Consider the following 16,166-nt stretch of genomic DNA (forward strand, 5'->3'; position numbering starts at 1 on the left):
TTCAAGTTTGACCACATAATGATAAGAGTTAAGGAGTTAGAAAAATCTCTGGATTTTTATGTTCGGATTATGGGCATGACTATCTTAAGAAAAAACGAATACCCTGAAGGAAAGTTTACTAATGTCTTTATTGGTTATGGTCCCGAGAATAAAACAACGACTATAGAGCTAACCAATAATTGGGATACTAGTGAACCTTATGACAAGGGAGACGCCTATGGACATATTGCTTTCAATGTTGAAAACTTAACTGAGGCAATGGAATACCTTAAATCAGAAGGCGTCAAAATAAAAAGTGAAGCAAAAAAAATGAACCATGGCAAAAGAATACTAGGGTTCATTTTTGATCCTGATGGATACGTTATTGAACTAAACGAGCCTCTAAACGTATAAGATATCTAACTCTAAGGAAGGAGTGTTGAAATGAAAGAAGTAAAATCAGGAAGGATTGATTGGTCAGTATTTATTGCCACATTTTTTTTGATTGTCGCTATTTGTCTTCCTCTGGTTTTATTTCCAGAAAAAGGTGCCGTGATTGTCAATCAAGCAAATGATTTCTTTACTACAAATCTCGGCTTACTATTTTTGTGGGGTGGCGCAGGGAGTATTGGCTTTCTAATTTATTTATTCTTTAGCGAACACGGAAAGATTAAATTTGGTACTAAAGATGAAAAGCCCGAGTTTTCAACTTTTAGCTGGGGAGCCATGCTTTTTGCTGCGGGCGTAGCCTCCGGAATACTTTATTGGGGAGTGATTGAGTGGGCTTATTACTATACAGCGCCACCTTATGGCATTGAAGCAAAATCTGCTTCTGCCGCTGAGATTGCTGCTGCTTATGGTATTTTTCACTGGGGACCTACTGCTTGGGCGTTTTTCATCATCACATCTATACCTATTGCCTACTCTTACTATATCCTAAAAGTGCCTATTCTTCGGTTAAGTGAAGTCTGTCGATCTGTAATCGGAAAACATGCAGATGGATTATTGGGTAAGGCAATTGATGTAACATTTATGTTTGGCATTTTAGGGGCTGCTGGCACGTCATTAGGACTCGGCACTCCATTAGTAGCAGAAGGTATCAGCAGTGTCACTGGAATACCAGCTACAACATCAATGACCGTTTTTGTACTCGTATTATGTACCGTTTTATTCACCTGGAGTGCTTACTCTGGCTTGAAACGTGGATTACAAATTTTGAGTGACATAGCAATTGTCTCTTCTATCATACTACTAGGTTATGTTCTATTGATTGGACCCACTGAGTTCATTCTAAGAATGGGAACCAATGGTGTAGGTATGGTAATTAGTAATTTTGTACGCTGGAATACTTATACTGATCCTACGAACGGTGGAAGCTTTGTCAACAGTTGGACTATATTCTACTGGGCGTGGTGGATTGTTTACACCCCATTCATGGGATTATTTATTGCTAAGATCTCTAGAGGAAGGACCATTAGAGAAATAATCATAGGAGGAATAGCATGGGGTAGCGTAGGGTGTACTGCTTATTTCGCAATATTAGGAAATTATGCAATGCACGTAGAGTTGACTGGAGTATTGTCAACTGAACAATTAATAGAAGAAGTAGGTGCAGCGGCAACTATTATTCAAATCATGGGCACTCTACCTTTAGGCAAATTAGTAGTGGCTTTGTACAGTTTTGTCGCTTTGATATTCTTAGCAACTTCATTTGATTCAGCAGCTTATATGATGGCTTCTTCAACGACACCATACATAAGACAAAACGAAGAACCTGCTAAATGGAATAGATTGTTTTGGGCCTTTACCTTATTTATTTTACCATGCACTTTAATGGTATTAGGTGGAGATCTGAAAACACTACAAACTGCTTCAATACTGACAGCCATACCTTTCCTATTCGTGATCTTGTTACTAGTCTTGTCATTAATGAAAATGCTAAAGATGGGAGCGCATCTCGATCCAGAATGGCATACGTCAGCAGTCAAGCCAACTGATATAGACTATTTAGATACAGCAGCAAAATCAACTGATATAGATGATTCAGATACAGCAGTCACACCGATGCCTGCAGGTTATTCGGACAAAGTGGTTTTGCAGAAAGAGATATAGATATATCTCGTCCCAAAACAAATTAATAGTTTTCGTTAAGTCAGATACGATGTGTATCTGGCTTTTTACTATTACTAGGGACACAAATAACTGCTATATACAGTTAGTTCAATATAAAATTGACACAGCCTGTATTATGAAATAGTTTATGTAGATTACTCTCCATCCACCTTTAACGTAAAAACTTAGCTTGTGCCCATTTATTTTTTACTTGAATACAACTCTCATTTTCCGCTCGAGCAAATCAGTACTTTAACCTCAGGATTTAGATTAGGATTGTAGCCATAGAATATGATAGTCATGCCTGTTAAAAAACTTTGGTTACGTTTTCCCTTATGAAATCGGGCGTTATACACAGCGATCACGCATTTCCTTTTAAGAATTGGTATCAGTGTGATACTTGCACCCATTATAAAGTTTATTGCCATTAATATTCTGCTCAAAATAATCAATGGCAAACCGCATAGGCAAGTTGGCATAAAAGGGTTTTTTTAATACGCTCTAATTTTAGTAATCAACGGTATAGCTTAGGCCATAAGTAGTACCAGAAGCTGGCAGACGATTCAAGTCTGAATAAGTGGTTTGATGATAAACCGTTAGGTAGTCTTTGTTAAGCAAGTTATAAACGCCATAGTCTACCCGACCTACTGGCATTTTTACTTGACCCAACACGTCAAAGGTCATATAACCAGTGACAGGTAAGGCACTAGAATCAGGATCTTGTTGTTGATCTTTAAAGGCTTTATCATCACCACCGATGGCTAGGGCTTGCAGACGAATATTACTACCTTCATCAAAGTTATATTGAGCAAATGCGGTACCTTTTAACGGTGTTAAACGTACTGCATCGAGCTCTAGCCAATCGCCATCTTTATCATATTGACCACGGGTATACGCCACACTACCACCTACTTGCCATTTATCACTGATATCGTGACTGAGCGACCCTTCTACGCCGTAGACGCGCTCATCAGTATCGACGACTTCTACAGTATAACTATCGGTGAAACGTACAACTTTATCTGACTCATTATAAAAACTGCTCAAACGCGCTACGGTATCGCCATGTTTGCCTTGCCAACCGAACTCGTAGTTATTAGTTGTAATCGGCTGAACATTGTCTGAATTAACCACAAAACCTGCACGCACATCACGCAGCGCACGCTGGATATCTGCTGTCGTAAACCCTTGTGAAAAATTAGCAAAAATTTGATCGTTCGGTGTTAGTTGATAGCTAGTACCAAGATTAAAGAGTACTTTGTCATGGTCTGTATTACCTTTCTCTACGTCGCCTGCTTTATAGTCAATGCCATAAGCATCGCTTGTGCTACTAATAGCAGGATTGTTGAAATACTCTTCAAGCAGTTGCTCATAAATGGGCGTAAAGGTATCAGTCTCTGACTTCAGTTTTTGATAACGCACACCAGCGCTGGTATGCCACTTGTCGGTTATATCTACATCTGCATTGACAAATGCACCCCATTTATCGATGGTAGTATCTGGTCCAGCATTATAGGTAAGTCCGTTGGTTTGGGCGGTCAAGCCATTACTAGCAAGAAACGCATTTAGATCTTGACCATAATACGTTTGCTCACTATTTTCGCGTTCGAAATCAGCGCCGTAGCTCAGCAGTATGTTCTTGCCAGCAAGTTCAGTCTCCGTTTGCAACGCTGCTCGCAAGCCCATTACCTCGATGTCAGCTTCTGACTGGGTCACAAACACTGCAGCACTGCTAAGCTGGTCTACTGTACTTTGATCAGTTAAACCATTGTCTTGCCATACTTCAGCTGCTTGGGCTGCTGCGCTCTTAGCAGAAGGATAAAAACGGCCTTTTTCATCTCTATAATAACCTGTCAAGCTTAAGTTAGAACCTGAGCCTACAAAGTCATCATCGTTATAACTTAGATTCACCGAGCTTTTTTCAGTATATGGCTCGTTTTCTACGTTGGCACCATCAATGGCTTTTAAAGAAGGTGTTGCACCAAATAATACTGCCAAACCATCACCATAGTCTGGGCCATAGTCAGTATCTTGCTCGTCTTTATAGTAAGTCACTGCAAGATCAAGACGTTGGCTGTCAGTGAGCTCCACACCTAAGCTACCATTCACACTTAGCGATTCGGTATCTTGTTGGTCCGTTTGGTTCACATCAGGGCTGACTCGGTTGCTTTTGCTATCAAACTTGCCGCCTTTATTATCATAATCAACGTCTAGGCGACCATACACACGCTCGCCGCCATATCCTAAGGTTTGTCCGACATGATAACCCAATGAGTCTGACTCAAAACCTCGACTGCTACTGACGCCGACTCTAGTCTGTCTGATAGGGCCGTATCCTACCAAAGACTTGGTCACAAGGTTAATCAGACCGCCTGCTGCACCAGCACCGTAAATACTGGTAGCACCTGAGAGCACCTCTACCCGCTCAAGCTGCGCAGGATCGATACTATTTAGCTCACGTGAGAGACTGCGTGAACTGCTCAAAGGTACACCATTTAATAAGAACTGTACTGGACGGCCATGCATAGTCGTACCATAGTTACTGGTTGAACCACTACTGGCACCCAAACTCGGAATCAACTGTGCCAAGATGTCACCAGTGGTACGATCACCCGTTGCCTGCATCTGAATCTCATTTTCAGTAATTACTTGCGTAACTTCTGGCATCTCACTAATTTTCTGTGCCAGTGCTGTGCCCGTTCTGGCTTTAGCAGTAACATTGATAGTATCTAAAGTGACATTGGGCGTCTCATTAGACATGGCATTTGAGGTCAGTTCCGCTGAGGTCTGCGCATTCAATGCAACGTCCGATGCGTTGTCAGTTTGCGCATATAATTGCTGACTAATACAAAGGGTAAGAACAGATAGAGCAACTTGATGATGACTTTTCATGATTTATTCACTTAGGCTATTCCACTTAGTTAGGTAGATAGATAGTAGTCTGAGTAACATTTAGCTAATAATACTGTGTGTACTAACTTTGTGAATAATATTGTAAATGATAATCATTTTTATTTCCATATGTATTTAACTATTATTAATAAAAGTTCATATAGTGCTCACTGATAGTATTTCTAAGTACAGGCAAATATTTAACCTTTAATAGCTTTGCTGACCATCAAATAGTTTATCTAGCTCGTTGTTACGTTAGGCCTCAAAGAACCGCTCAAACTTTGCCTTATACTCTCTATGCTTCTTTTGACAATCTGATAATAGCTGCTGTGCTACATCAACAGATAATATAAACACACCATCATTATCCATAATAGCGATGTTGCCTGAACGAATCGTCGTGGTCTGCTTTTCAGAGAGATAGGTAATATCAGATACCAGCTTGCCTTGTGCTTGATTGCTCCTGAACGTGGTCACAGCGCTGATGCCCTGCGCAAATACAGGAAAACCTAACTTACCTTTAGCTAGTGGGTGAAAAGGACGATTCATCAGTGATACCCACCGCTCTTCAGCGATTAATGTCTGGTGCCAAAAACCAATAATGTTTCTGTCTTGATAAGTCATAGTAACTCCTAATAAGGGGTAACCCTTTATGAGGATCGTGGTAATTTGCACGCTGAAGGAATCGTGAATAATAAAATCACCGTGATTACTACCAATATTTCTTGGAGTGCGCTCGCCATACCTTGGCCACTACCTGATGCTAATAGCTGTGCACCTCGACTGTCTATATAAATTGTGGACAGCGTGATAAATATGGTAGAGATGATGCGGCGACTGATGTTATTAAGTGCGGCGCCTTCAGTGACTGAGTCTTTGGGTAAGCTGCTAAACCCAACCGTAGTAGTCGGCAGATACGCCAAACCCACGCCGATACCGCGTATACTCATAATCAGCATGAGCAACCAAAGCGTTGGCTGATACAAGCACCATGCCAGCATCAAGGTAGATAACGCACTAATCGCAATCCCCACAATACCAATCCCTTTGGCACCGTGCTTGTCTACCCTCTTGCCAGCGTAATGCGTGGTAATACTGGCCACGAGCGTCGCGACCATCAGGACAACGCCTGTCCATAACGCACTTTCCCCCATCACATCTTGTATTAACACAGGCAGTAGCAAGAGACAAAGCATCAAGCCTACTGTTTGGCTAATACTGATGATATTGCTGTGCAAATAGGTTTTATTACGGAATAAGCGCACATTCAATAACGGATGCCGCTGACGACGCTCATAGGCCCACCAAACCATCGCAGACCATAAAAATCCGACAGACAATAAACCTAACGTAGCTATCTTTAATAAGCTGTCACTGCTGAGTAACCCACCAGTAAAATCTATTTGCAGCGTGCTCAGCCATACCATCATCGCAAGCAGCCAAGTGAGTAAGCTGATAAAACCGATGGTATCAAAAGGGCTTTTTTTGTCATGTGAGCATATATCAGGTATTAATAGCCACACCATCGTCATGACCACCGCACTGAGTGGTACAGTAATGGCAAACAGTGTCCACCATGCAAACTGCTCAATCAAATAAGCGCCAACCAAAGGACCAAACGCCAATGACATCATAATAACGATGCCCCATAGCGCCATTACTCTGCCATGCTGCTGCTGTGGGTAAATCTGATACAGCATACCAATAGACAGCGGGATAATCAGACCGCCACTCAACCCTTGGATAGCTCTGGCAATAATGACTAGGCTCATACTGGACGCTAGCATCCCAATGACTGAGCCCATCATAAACCCAAAAACTGCCGCCAAATAAACATGCTTAAAAAGAAAATTTTTGTTTAAGTAGCCACTTAGCATCAGCCCCACACTCATGGCCAAGACATAAGCATTTAGTACCCAACCGCCCATCACAATATCGACATCAAACGCTGACATAAAAACGGGAATCGCTGGATTGAGCGCACTATTACTAAAGCTAACCACTGTACCACCAAGCAATAGCGTCAATAGTACCCGCTGCACTTGTTTTTCGCTCAAGCCATTATTACTATTCTGATCGGTTTCGCGTATAGACACTTCGTTTGTAGATGCCTTATTTATGGGTGCTTTATTTATAGGAACGTTGCTCATTAAGCAGTGGCACCATAGAAGTTAAGACAGCCTCTAGATTCAAAAAACTCATCTCGATTGCAGAAATATAATGAGGCCGCCTTTTCTGGCATCTCAATCAGACGTTGCACGCAAAATGGCATATCTTTTGGATAGTTGACAGGTCTCAATGCAAACATCTTTTGATAAGCTTCAATACTAAAAGTGTCAGGTAGGTTTTGGGTGATGGTCAGTATGATTTACTCCTGATTATTATTTTGCTAGCCTGCCGAGCGTATCATCCAGTCTAGCTGAAATTTTGCGTTGTTATTTACATCAAGTTGTAAATAAAACAGCATTCGATAGACCTCTGCTGAAGACTGCCCAGACCTTCATATCAATATTTTAGTCAGCTTGTCTTCTGTCTGAATACTGTCTAGATTAGGGGCTCTCAACTTAAGACTATCGAAGCCAAAATCGACAGCTATTGAATGCTTGCAGACAACAACTATCTACTTGCTGAGGCTGGCACCTTACGAATGAGCCATAAGAAGTATCCACCGCCGATAATGGCAGCAATAGTACCTGCAGGCAGCTCATAAGGAAAAATAACGTAACGTCCAATCCAATCCGCTATCACCATCACCCCTGCCCCTAAAAGTGCAGCTAGTGGCAATTGCCGTTCAAGCTTCACTGCTCCCAATGAAGTAGCCAAATGTGGCACCATCAAACCAATAAAGCTCAATGGGCCAACAGCAAGCGTACTGGCCGTACTAAGCGCTGCCACTAATGCCAATAGTGACAAAGTCACTGGCGTAACTGCCACACCTAGATTACGCGCCACACCTGTGCCTAAACCAAGGACGCGTAAGGGTTTAATCAGCAGTAAGCTGAGTATAAATAAGATAGTGGCAATACCAATGAGATACCATACTGTACTGGGCTGAGCGCTATAAGTTGTCCCTGACAGCCAACTGAGCATCGCCTCTAGCCGCGGGTCTCCTGAGAGCTTGACCATATGCATCACACCATCCATCATGGCGGCAATACCTATACCTACTAATAATAAATAACCTGAGCTGACCCTGCGTGCCAGCCAAATAATTAATAGCAGCACAGCCATCGCACCTGACAGTCCTGAGATCAGTAACGTCCCTGATCCAGCAGATAGCCCTAAACTTGGCAATAATAAGAACCCTAAAATAACCCCAAGTGCGGCACCTGAACTAACTCCCAATACCTCTGGACTGGCCATCGGGTTACGCGTTAAGGTTTGTAGTAGCACACCAGCGATTGCCAACATCAAGCCTGTGGCCGCAGCACTCAAACTACGAGGTAAGCGGTATTGCTGCGTGAGAGCCCAATCTGTACTAAGTCCCCAACCATTGATATCTTGCACAAACAGACAAGCCAATATGATGACAGCAAGCACCCCAACACCCCAGCGCCAAAATGCAATGGAGGTATGTTTACCCGTAAGCATAGGCGTCACTGTCTCTATCCGCTCACGACGCTGACGTAAAATTAGCCAAATAATTAACGGTGCACCCAAGATACCTGTCATAGCCCCAGCTGGAATCTGCATATCAAGTATTGGCTCAAGCAGTAACGCGACATTACTGGTTAATAATAAAAGCAATGCCCCCAGTCCAAAGGCAGCGACTAAACGCTTACCAATAGACGAGATACCAAGCGCATTGACTAAACTTGCCGCACCAAGACCAATGAAACCAATCAAACCGACTTCACTAATTACTAAGGCCGTCACGACAGCGACGACCAATACAACAATTGCACGAATTCCATTAATAGGCACACCCAAGCGTTTTGCCTGAGTGTCATCTAAACTCATAAGCGTTAATGGTTTCAATAATGGTAGACATATAACCGCCATCAACGCTGCAGTAATGACTAGCGCGATACTGGTATGCCAGCTGTTTTGTGCTAAAAACCCAGCCGCCCACGACAGCATGCCATTACTACGCTCAGCGAAAAACAGCACCAGTACATTGGCGACTGCTGCTAGTAAAATATTGACCACCAAACCAGCTAATATCAGAATTAATGGATTAAATCTGCTAGGTGCTGATAAGGCAAACACCAGACCCATACTGATGATAGCCCCCGCAAAGGCCACATAAAGTCCGCCATAAATGGCCAAGCTTGGTAAAAACAACGTGACGATAAGCATGGCCAACTGTGCACCCACGCCCACCCCTAGCGTCGTATCTGATGCTAAAGGGTTTTTTACCAATTGCTGTAGTAAAATACTGACCACACCTAATAGCCCGCCAGCCAACAATGCTACTACGCTGGTTGCCACTATATGTAGCTGTATCGCCATACTGGCAATATCTAATTGCATACTTGGTATAAACAAATCACTAAATGGACGCGTCCACTGTCGATCTAGTAACGCCCAGCTACTCCATAATGACAAAGCCGCTAATCCGATGAGCATAGCCCATAGTCGCCAAGACAAATTGGCAAATAGAGAAGTTTGCGGATTGGGTTGATTCGGTGGCTGATTCAGCGGTGATGATGACTGTTTCGATGACGTTGATGAGGGTTTTGAAACCGTTGCTGCTTGAGAGGCTAATGTCATCGTATGAGCACTGTCGTTATGAGAACTGTCGGTGTGGTTATTGATAGGGTTGTTGTGAGTATCTGCATTGGCGCTCATAGTACTTCCCCGCCTTTTAATGAAACTTCTGACAAGTTGTTTGCTAGGCTGACCAATGACGACATCCCACCATAAATCCATACTGGAGGTAGCTCCCCTACACAGCGGGTATTGCCATAACCTAAACGCTGCCAAATCAAGCTATCAACGATTTCAGCTCTAGTGATTGGACTGAGTGGATCGATAATTAATAAACAAGTCTCATCATCTAATTGCGCCAAATCTCCCATCCGTATCGGCACAAATCCCCAATTATTACCTTTGCCCAATACCACAAGCTCTCTACCCATCTGCTCTAACGCAGGCTGAAATAAGCTATTTGCTACGTACATACGCATGTTATTAGCATCCGCAAACTGTACCACTGCGAATTTCTCTGCTTTTGGGTAACGCTGTTGGAACTGCTGACTGGCTAACTGTATGTCTTTTTGGCTTTGTACAATATAGTCTTCAGCCATCTTTGGGTTATCAATCAGTACGCCAAGCTCCCGCGTCGGTTCGGTATAATCAGCCCACGTTGCTGTCTCTCCTTTTGCCGCAGACATCACAGACTCAGCAGGGACATCGCCGTATAGATTACGAGCATGCTCATAAAAATAATTATCTATGACCATATCCACAGGCAGTTGAGCGATTAGCTCAGCATTGGGCTGATAGCGGATGCCTAAATCCGTTATCGATGCTGGCAGTTTGGGGCTTCCTACCCATCTATCCCAAACCCTTACATCACCTGTCGCAATTGGTGCATGTCCCATCGCTGTCAAAGTTGCTGCATTACCCCAGTCAGGAGACACAATATTCATCCTATCGCTGTGACTGCTTTCTACCTCCAAGGTAGCGGTTTTTTGCGTGGATGCCTGATTATTACAAGCCGTCAATACTAAACACAATACGAGGGCAAACCACTTCAGTGAAGTCATTGCTGAAATGGATAGTGGAAATTTTGATGACTTATCTGTATAAAAAATGAAAGGCATAGAAACGTATCTTTGTAGGCGAATTAACAAGAAGGAGCAGAAACCAGATGTTAAGCAACTGCGACAGGCTGTCCAGTAACAGGATGACTAAGCAGCTGCATATCGACATTAAAGATATCGTGTAGCACGGTAGGTTGCATGGTACTGGCGATATCACCGTTGTGACATACTTGACCATTTTTTAGCGCGATGACTCGATCAGCATATTGCGCGGCCAAATTAATATCATGAATAATAATTACCACGCTTAGTCCTTGCTCATCTACCAAACGGCGAATGAGCTGGATAATCTCGATTTGATAATGCATATCAAGCGCAGCAAGTGGCTCATCGAGCAATAGGTAACGGGTGTCTTGTGCTAGACACATCGCAAGCCAAGCACGAGCGCGCTCACCACCTGATAGCGTGGCAGTGATTCGGTCAGCAAACGCTTCTGTTTGAGTTACTTTTAATGCTTGCGCGACTTTGTCTTTATCTATTTGAGTTGGCTTTTGCAGCCATTTTTGATGTGGATAGCGACCTAGCATGACCAGCTCACGCACCGTAAATCCAGCAGCCTCTGGCAATTGCTGTGGCAGATATGCCATTTGTCGCGCCAACTCTTTGCTACCATAGTCATTGATACTGTGCTCATCTAATTCGACTTTACCGCTACTACTTGCCATCTCTCCTGCTAATGCTTTGATCAAGGTCGATTTTCCAGACCCATTATGTCCAACCAAAGCCACCAATTGATTGGTATCAATCTCACAAGTCACATTGTCTAATAGCGTATTCCCTTGACGGCTGATAGTCAGCTGGTTTGCACGTAGCATATAAGTACTCATTGTTGATAAAAATAATACGTCATAAAAGTTATGGTTTATCGATCTTTGGTTATAGACCAATTTTTAAGAAAAACCACAATAAAAAATTGATTTTACTCGTAAACGATAACAAAAACAATTATCATTAACCAAAAACTCATTCACTTTAATTTCAACATTTTGTTGATTGCGAGTATTTATATGACTAACCTTCTTTTAGCCACTACAGAAAACGCTCATAACCAGAGCACCCAATACACTTCTCTGAGTAATCCTGAAATAGCAAGTGTCGTTGCTCATATTAATGAAGAGCACCTCGATGAATTGCTTGGGTTCTTGAGTGCGTTTACCTCTTTATCTACAGCCAAGTTGGATCTTATAGATGCACAAATGACCGATATTTACGCTGAAGGTATTGCCATACAGACTCGTCCAAAAATCTCAGAGGACCAGCCAACTGATATTCAAGATAACTCTCTTTACGAACAAACTTTCTTTATCGCTTTCGCTGCACCTATTTCCCAGCTTGATGACTTACAAGCTCAATATATCTTGCTAAAGCAAAGAGCCGATAAAAAGTTAGGCAAAAAAACAATCAAACTGACTAAACAAGTATTTGATGTGCAAAACAGTTATAGAGTTAGTAAAAATATGCTGCGCCTTGAATTGAATATACCGCCATTAAGTGGTGCCAAGAATACCCCTCGCTCAACGTCAGTACCTACCAACGAAGCAGGTTACGCTTATTTGTTTGATTTAGAGCACAATGCAATGACTGATAGCACTAATGACAATAAAACTGGTGACTATAAAGCTAATAGCAGTGCTGTTGATGACGGTGAAAAAAACAACGTACGCCCTGCGCGCTCTCATTGCTATTATACTTTGAGAAAAGCATGGCATAACGATGACGAGATACGAGCATGGGTCGATGTATTTCTACATGGGGATACGCCGGGCGGCAACTGGGCAGCAGCACTACAGACAGGCGAGTCCGTTGTCACAAAGCGAGAATTTCCAGAAAAGGTAGAACACTTGCAAGACGGTCAAGCGGTACTGATTGTAGATGAGACCTCGATGCCAACGGCAGCACGACTGCTGGAACTGTGGAGTAACCCTAAACCACCACTGGTCATTTGTGTAACACAAGATGCAGAGGATCAACGTTATTTTGATACTGTAAAAATGTGCAGTGACCTTAATTGCGATACTGAAAATAATGGTAACAACCACTTTACCATATTGCCTATAGTGACCAACCAAACAAATTCAGGAGCAGAGTTAGCCACACTAATTGATAGCAAGTTGGGCGATTACTTGACCGACAATCCTCTACAGATTGATAAAGTTTGGGGAGCACTAGAAGCAAATACTGCTAAAGCATTGCGTCCGTTACTGAAAGACCGACTTGAACTTAGTCGTACAGATGTCGTGGTGAAGGTATATTGGCGTCATGATTAGTTTAGTCCTATAAAATGTAACTCAAGAGTATCCTAAATATAGTCATTGCTATTAACGCATGCATCTACTATTAATGTTTGCAGCATTGGATGAATGTAAGGTATAGTTTTCATTTTGAACGTTTAATCAATATAGTACATATTCAGATAGCTCTATCACTGAAATTACAAGTGATAGTCGATTAGCATTTTGAAACTCATTTCTAATAGACTGTCTAACATCTGTGCCAAAATGTACTATTATTTTTCTAACCCAAGGATGATATATGAAAAAACTTAGGACGCCTGATTCATGTTTTGCTAACTTGCAGGACTATGATTTTGAACCGAACTATCTGATAGTCGATGATACAGAAGGTGGCGAACTACGAGTACACTACCTTGATGAAGGTCCAAGCGACGCCGACCCTATCTTACTATTACACGGCGAGCCTTCTTGGTCTTATCTATATCGTAAAGTCATTCCAATACTAACAGCAGCAGGACACCGCGTCATCGCACCAGACCTTCCTGGTTTTGGACGTTCAGACAAACCTGCATCACGTACTGACTACACTTATCAACGCCATGTCGATTGGATGCAGTCAGTGCTTGATCAATTAGACTTAAAAAATATTACGCTGTTTTGTCAGGACTGGGGCGGTTTAATCGGTCTGCGCTTAGTAGCAGCACACCCTGATAAGTTTGATCGCGTCGCTGCAGGGAATACGATGCTCCCTACTGGAGATCATGATCCTGGCGAAGGTTTTCGCAAGTGGCAGAAGTTCTCTCAAGAGACGCCGCAGTTCAATGTAGCAGGCGCCATCAAAAGCGGTACCACAACGACATTGTCTCAAGCTGTATTGAATGCGTACGATGCTCCCTTCCCTGATGAGTCCTATAAAGAAGGTGCCAGACAGTTTCCTGTGTTAGTGCCTACCACACCAGATGATCCTGCTTCAGATAACAATCGTGCCGCTTGGGTCGTACTGAGCAAATGGACCAAGCCATTTATCACGTTGTTTAGTGATTCTGATCCAGTGACTGGTGGTGGCGATCGCATCATGCAGAAACTTATTCCTGGTACCAAAGGCCAAAACCATACGACTATCGTTAATGGTGGTCATTTCCTACAAGAAGACCAAAGCGAAACGTTGGCTGAACTTCTATTGACATTCATTAATGACAATCCAAAAGCATAGTAATAAATAACAAAAACCCTGATTGCTAATGTACTAGCAATCAGGGTTTTTAGTAATGCCGTGATAATTGGTCAACGATAAAATGCACTAGCTATAGTAACCAAATGGTTAGTGTTTTATAAAAAACAACTGCTTGATTACATGCTAAAAAACCTGCTTTTTATACAATCTTGCTATACGATATTTTTAAAAATATCATCGATATATTTCTCTACTGCATCGTTGTCGTTAGTGACCTGCGCATAAGTCCTGAGACCTATAATCTGGATTTGAAAATAACGTGCCAGCTCAACTGGGTCTTTTTCTGCACTAATCTCACCATTATCAATGGCTTGTCCAAAGAGGACGGCAAATGACGCCTCTATACCTTCTAAAATATTCGTTGCATGCGCGAGCAATTCTGGACTATCGTTTTGAGTAAGCTCAGCGACGGTCTTTACGATCATGCACATACCACTAGGCGCAGTAGCGCTATTACAGACAATCACCGTATGGATAAAATGTTTTAAGCCTTCTAGTACTGTGTCTTTTTGCTCAATACAGTCGGCCAATTTCTTGGCACCATCTGCAGCATAGCGATTCAGCGACTCTGTAAATAGCTTATCTTTACTACCAAAAGCGGCATAAATACTACCTGGGTGCATATTCACCACATCTTGCAAGTTTCGCATGGATGTTGCGTGATAGCCTTTTTCCCAATAGAGATTTTTTGCTTTTTCGATTACATCCTCACGATTGAACTTTATCGGAGCACTCATAATTTTCACCTTAGTATCTTTGCCTTAAAATCTATTTTAAGGCAAAGTTTGTAAAATCAACCTTAGTTATTGGTTTTAATCACTTTTTATATCATAAGACTTATTAAATCTCTTTACTGTGATTAACTGTTTTTATCAAAGTTTTGCGGATAAAGCGCACGTGCAGCAACATCATCAAAATCAGTTTTGAAGTCGATACCTTTAGGAATATCACGAGCTTTTTGCACCGCTGGACGGGCATCAATGCTATCAAACCAACGCTTTAGATTTGGATAATTATCCAGACTATCCTCACCAAGTACGAATGTTGATTTGTCAATCCAACCCCAAGTAGAGATATCAGCGATTGTATAGCTATCACCAACCATATATTCACGGCCTTCTAGGTGCGTATCTAGCACTTCATAATGGCGCTCTGCCTCACGAAGGTAGCGATTGATCGCATATGGGATCTTTTCTGGCGCTTTGTGTCTAAAGTGAACAGACTGACCAGAAAAAGGTCCTAACCCAGATGCTACAAACATTAGCCAAGACAGCATTTCGCTACGGTCTTCTGGCTGTCCTGCCAGCTTTCCTGTTTTTTCAGAAAGATACATTAGGATAGCGGTAGAATCAAACACGCGTTTGCCATCATCTTCTAGCGCAGGCGTTTTACCGTTTGGATTAATAGCACGGTACTCAGGTGTATGTTGCTCACCTTTTAGCGTATCTACTGCCACAAGCTCATAAGGCAGCCCTGTTTCTTCTAGAAACAATGCTACTTTCATTGGGTTTGGTGTTTGGTGAAAATAAAATTTAAGCATAACTTTATCCTATTATATAAAATTAGTCGTCTAATGACTATAAGATCAGTTGATCTACAAAAGCTGTAATGAGATAACAAAAATAGACGTCGCAGTTTGAAGTACATTTTTATTGTCTGATATACACTATAACCATAAATGAACGGTCGTTCAAGTAATGTTATATGTCAATATAATAAGAACAGTATCGATATAATCCTGTTCTTATTATAGTTTTCTTTACTAGCATGCATCCTCGCAACTTATCAGTCTTCCACATACATAACAAAGACTTAACAATTCCTGCGTTAACTATTATCATTTATACAATGGTAAAGGACGATAGTATTGCTATCGTAAAAGCTGAGTCACGCGCGAGCTTCGGCAAATCCATACGTACTACATAAGATGATAGGAATTGATTAATT

At 42.1% G+C, this 16,166-nt stretch carries 13 protein-coding genes; 4 read left to right on the forward strand and 9 right to left on the reverse strand.

Annotation, left to right across the window (positions count from 1 at the left end):
* Window positions 1–15 precede the first annotated feature (15 nt).
* Window positions 16–393: a lactoylglutathione lyase gene (gloA, locus tag ACT3QQ_RS12260; protein WP_444528239.1), complete on the forward strand. Its 378-nt coding sequence runs from the start codon at window positions 16–18 to the stop codon at window positions 391–393.
* 30 nt (window positions 394–423) lie between these two features.
* Entirely contained in the window at window positions 424–2,091 is a 1,668-nt protein-coding gene (locus tag ACT3QQ_RS12265; protein ID WP_444528227.1) for a BCCT family transporter, read from the forward strand.
* Between the two features lie 507 nt (window positions 2,092–2,598).
* Here the strand turns inward: ACT3QQ_RS12265 and ACT3QQ_RS12270 are convergent.
* The 7 genes from ACT3QQ_RS12270 to ACT3QQ_RS12300 form a co-directional block, all read right to left on the reverse strand.
* Window positions 2,599–4,983 (reverse strand): TonB-dependent receptor, encoded by a 2,385-nt coding sequence (locus tag ACT3QQ_RS12270; protein WP_444528228.1) that lies wholly within the window; start codon window positions 4,981–4,983, stop codon window positions 2,599–2,601.
* 255 nt (window positions 4,984–5,238) lie between these two features.
* Window positions 5,239–5,607: a hypothetical protein gene (locus ACT3QQ_RS12275; RefSeq protein WP_444528229.1), complete on the reverse strand. Its 369-nt coding sequence runs from the start codon at window positions 5,605–5,607 to the stop codon at window positions 5,239–5,241.
* Window positions 5,608–5,633: 26 nt separating this feature from the next.
* Window positions 5,634–7,133 (reverse strand): MFS transporter, encoded by a 1,500-nt coding sequence (locus ACT3QQ_RS12280; protein WP_444528230.1) that lies wholly within the window; start codon window positions 7,131–7,133, stop codon window positions 5,634–5,636.
* The gene (locus ACT3QQ_RS12285; RefSeq protein ID WP_444528231.1) at window positions 7,133–7,291 is read right to left on the reverse strand and encodes a hypothetical protein; all 159 of its coding nucleotides are present in this window, start codon (window positions 7,289–7,291) and stop codon (window positions 7,133–7,135) included. Before ACT3QQ_RS12285 ends, ACT3QQ_RS12280 begins: the two co-directional genes overlap by 1 nt.
* A gap of 308 nt (window positions 7,292–7,599) precedes the next feature.
* Window positions 7,600–9,774 carry a Fe(3+)-hydroxamate ABC transporter permease FhuB gene (gene fhuB / locus ACT3QQ_RS12290; RefSeq protein WP_444528232.1) on the reverse strand — a complete coding sequence of 725 codons (2,175 nt, stop codon included), beginning with the start codon at window positions 9,772–9,774 and terminating at the stop codon, window positions 7,600–7,602.
* Complete coding sequence (locus ACT3QQ_RS12295) at window positions 9,771–10,751, reverse strand: ABC transporter substrate-binding protein (protein ID WP_444528233.1); 981 nt, start codon at window positions 10,749–10,751, stop codon at window positions 9,771–9,773. The genes fhuB and ACT3QQ_RS12295 overlap by 4 nt, the downstream gene beginning before the upstream one ends.
* Before the next feature lie 50 nt (window positions 10,752–10,801).
* The gene (locus tag ACT3QQ_RS12300) at window positions 10,802–11,566 is read right to left on the reverse strand and encodes an ABC transporter ATP-binding protein (protein ID WP_444528234.1); all 765 of its coding nucleotides are present in this window, start codon (window positions 11,564–11,566) and stop codon (window positions 10,802–10,804) included.
* A gap of 192 nt (window positions 11,567–11,758) precedes the next feature.
* Between ACT3QQ_RS12300 and ACT3QQ_RS12305 the strand changes: the two genes are divergently transcribed.
* Both ACT3QQ_RS12305 and ACT3QQ_RS12310 read left to right on the forward strand, forming a co-directional pair.
* On the forward strand, window positions 11,759–13,018 hold the full coding sequence (locus tag ACT3QQ_RS12305) for an SIP domain-containing protein (RefSeq protein WP_444528235.1): 1,260 nt from the start codon (window positions 11,759–11,761) through the stop codon (window positions 13,016–13,018).
* A 265-nt stretch (window positions 13,019–13,283) separates the two neighbouring features.
* Complete coding sequence (locus ACT3QQ_RS12310; RefSeq protein ID WP_444528236.1) at window positions 13,284–14,198, forward strand: haloalkane dehalogenase; 915 nt, start codon at window positions 13,284–13,286, stop codon at window positions 14,196–14,198.
* Window positions 14,199–14,371: 173 nt separating this feature from the next.
* On the opposite strand, the gene ACT3QQ_RS12315 is transcribed toward ACT3QQ_RS12310, so the two are convergent.
* Window positions 14,372–14,956, reverse strand: coding sequence for a TetR/AcrR family transcriptional regulator (locus ACT3QQ_RS12315; protein ID WP_444528237.1), 585 nt, complete (start codon window positions 14,954–14,956; stop codon window positions 14,372–14,374).
* 122 nt (window positions 14,957–15,078) lie between these two features.
* Window positions 15,079–15,759, reverse strand: coding sequence for a glutathione S-transferase family protein (locus tag ACT3QQ_RS12320; protein ID WP_444528238.1), 681 nt, complete (start codon window positions 15,757–15,759; stop codon window positions 15,079–15,081).
* Window positions 15,760–16,166 lie beyond the last annotated feature (407 nt).

Source organism: Psychrobacter sp. AOP7-A1-24, assembly GCF_052376235.1.
GTDB lineage: Bacteria > Pseudomonadota > Gammaproteobacteria > Pseudomonadales > Moraxellaceae > Psychrobacter.

What these genes read in the sequence shown, in the direction of transcription:
- ACT3QQ_RS12315 (WP_444528237.1), bottom strand. Translation starts at nt 14,956, where the DNA reads ATGAGTGCTCCGATAAAGTTCAATCGTGAGGATGTAATCGAAAAAGCA.
- ACT3QQ_RS12320 (WP_444528238.1), bottom strand. Translation starts at nt 15,759, where the DNA reads ATGCTTAAATTTTATTTTCACCAAACACCAAACCCAATGAAAGTAGCA.
- ACT3QQ_RS12280 (WP_444528230.1), bottom strand. Translation starts at nt 7,133, where the DNA reads ATGAGCAACGTTCCTATAAATAAAGCACCCATAAATAAGGCATCTACA.
- ACT3QQ_RS12275 (WP_444528229.1), bottom strand. Translation starts at nt 5,607, where the DNA reads ATGACTTATCAAGACAGAAACATTATTGGTTTTTGGCACCAGACATTA.
- ACT3QQ_RS12265 (WP_444528227.1), top strand. Translation starts at nt 424, where the DNA reads ATGAAAGAAGTAAAATCAGGAAGGATTGATTGGTCAGTATTTATTGCC.
- ACT3QQ_RS12305 (WP_444528235.1), top strand. Translation starts at nt 11,759, where the DNA reads ATGACTAACCTTCTTTTAGCCACTACAGAAAACGCTCATAACCAGAGC.
- ACT3QQ_RS12300 (WP_444528234.1), bottom strand. Translation starts at nt 11,566, where the DNA reads ATGCTACGTGCAAACCAGCTGACTATCAGCCGTCAAGGGAATACGCTA.
- ACT3QQ_RS12285 (WP_444528231.1), bottom strand. Translation starts at nt 7,291, where the DNA reads ATGTTTGCATTGAGACCTGTCAACTATCCAAAAGATATGCCATTTTGC.
- fhuB (WP_444528232.1), bottom strand. Translation starts at nt 9,774, where the DNA reads ATGAGCGCCAATGCAGATACTCACAACAACCCTATCAATAACCACACC.
- ACT3QQ_RS12295 (WP_444528233.1), bottom strand. Translation starts at nt 10,751, where the DNA reads ATGCCTTTCATTTTTTATACAGATAAGTCATCAAAATTTCCACTATCC.
- ACT3QQ_RS12270 (WP_444528228.1), bottom strand. Translation starts at nt 4,983, where the DNA reads ATGAAAAGTCATCATCAAGTTGCTCTATCTGTTCTTACCCTTTGTATT.
- ACT3QQ_RS12310 (WP_444528236.1), top strand. Translation starts at nt 13,284, where the DNA reads ATGAAAAAACTTAGGACGCCTGATTCATGTTTTGCTAACTTGCAGGAC.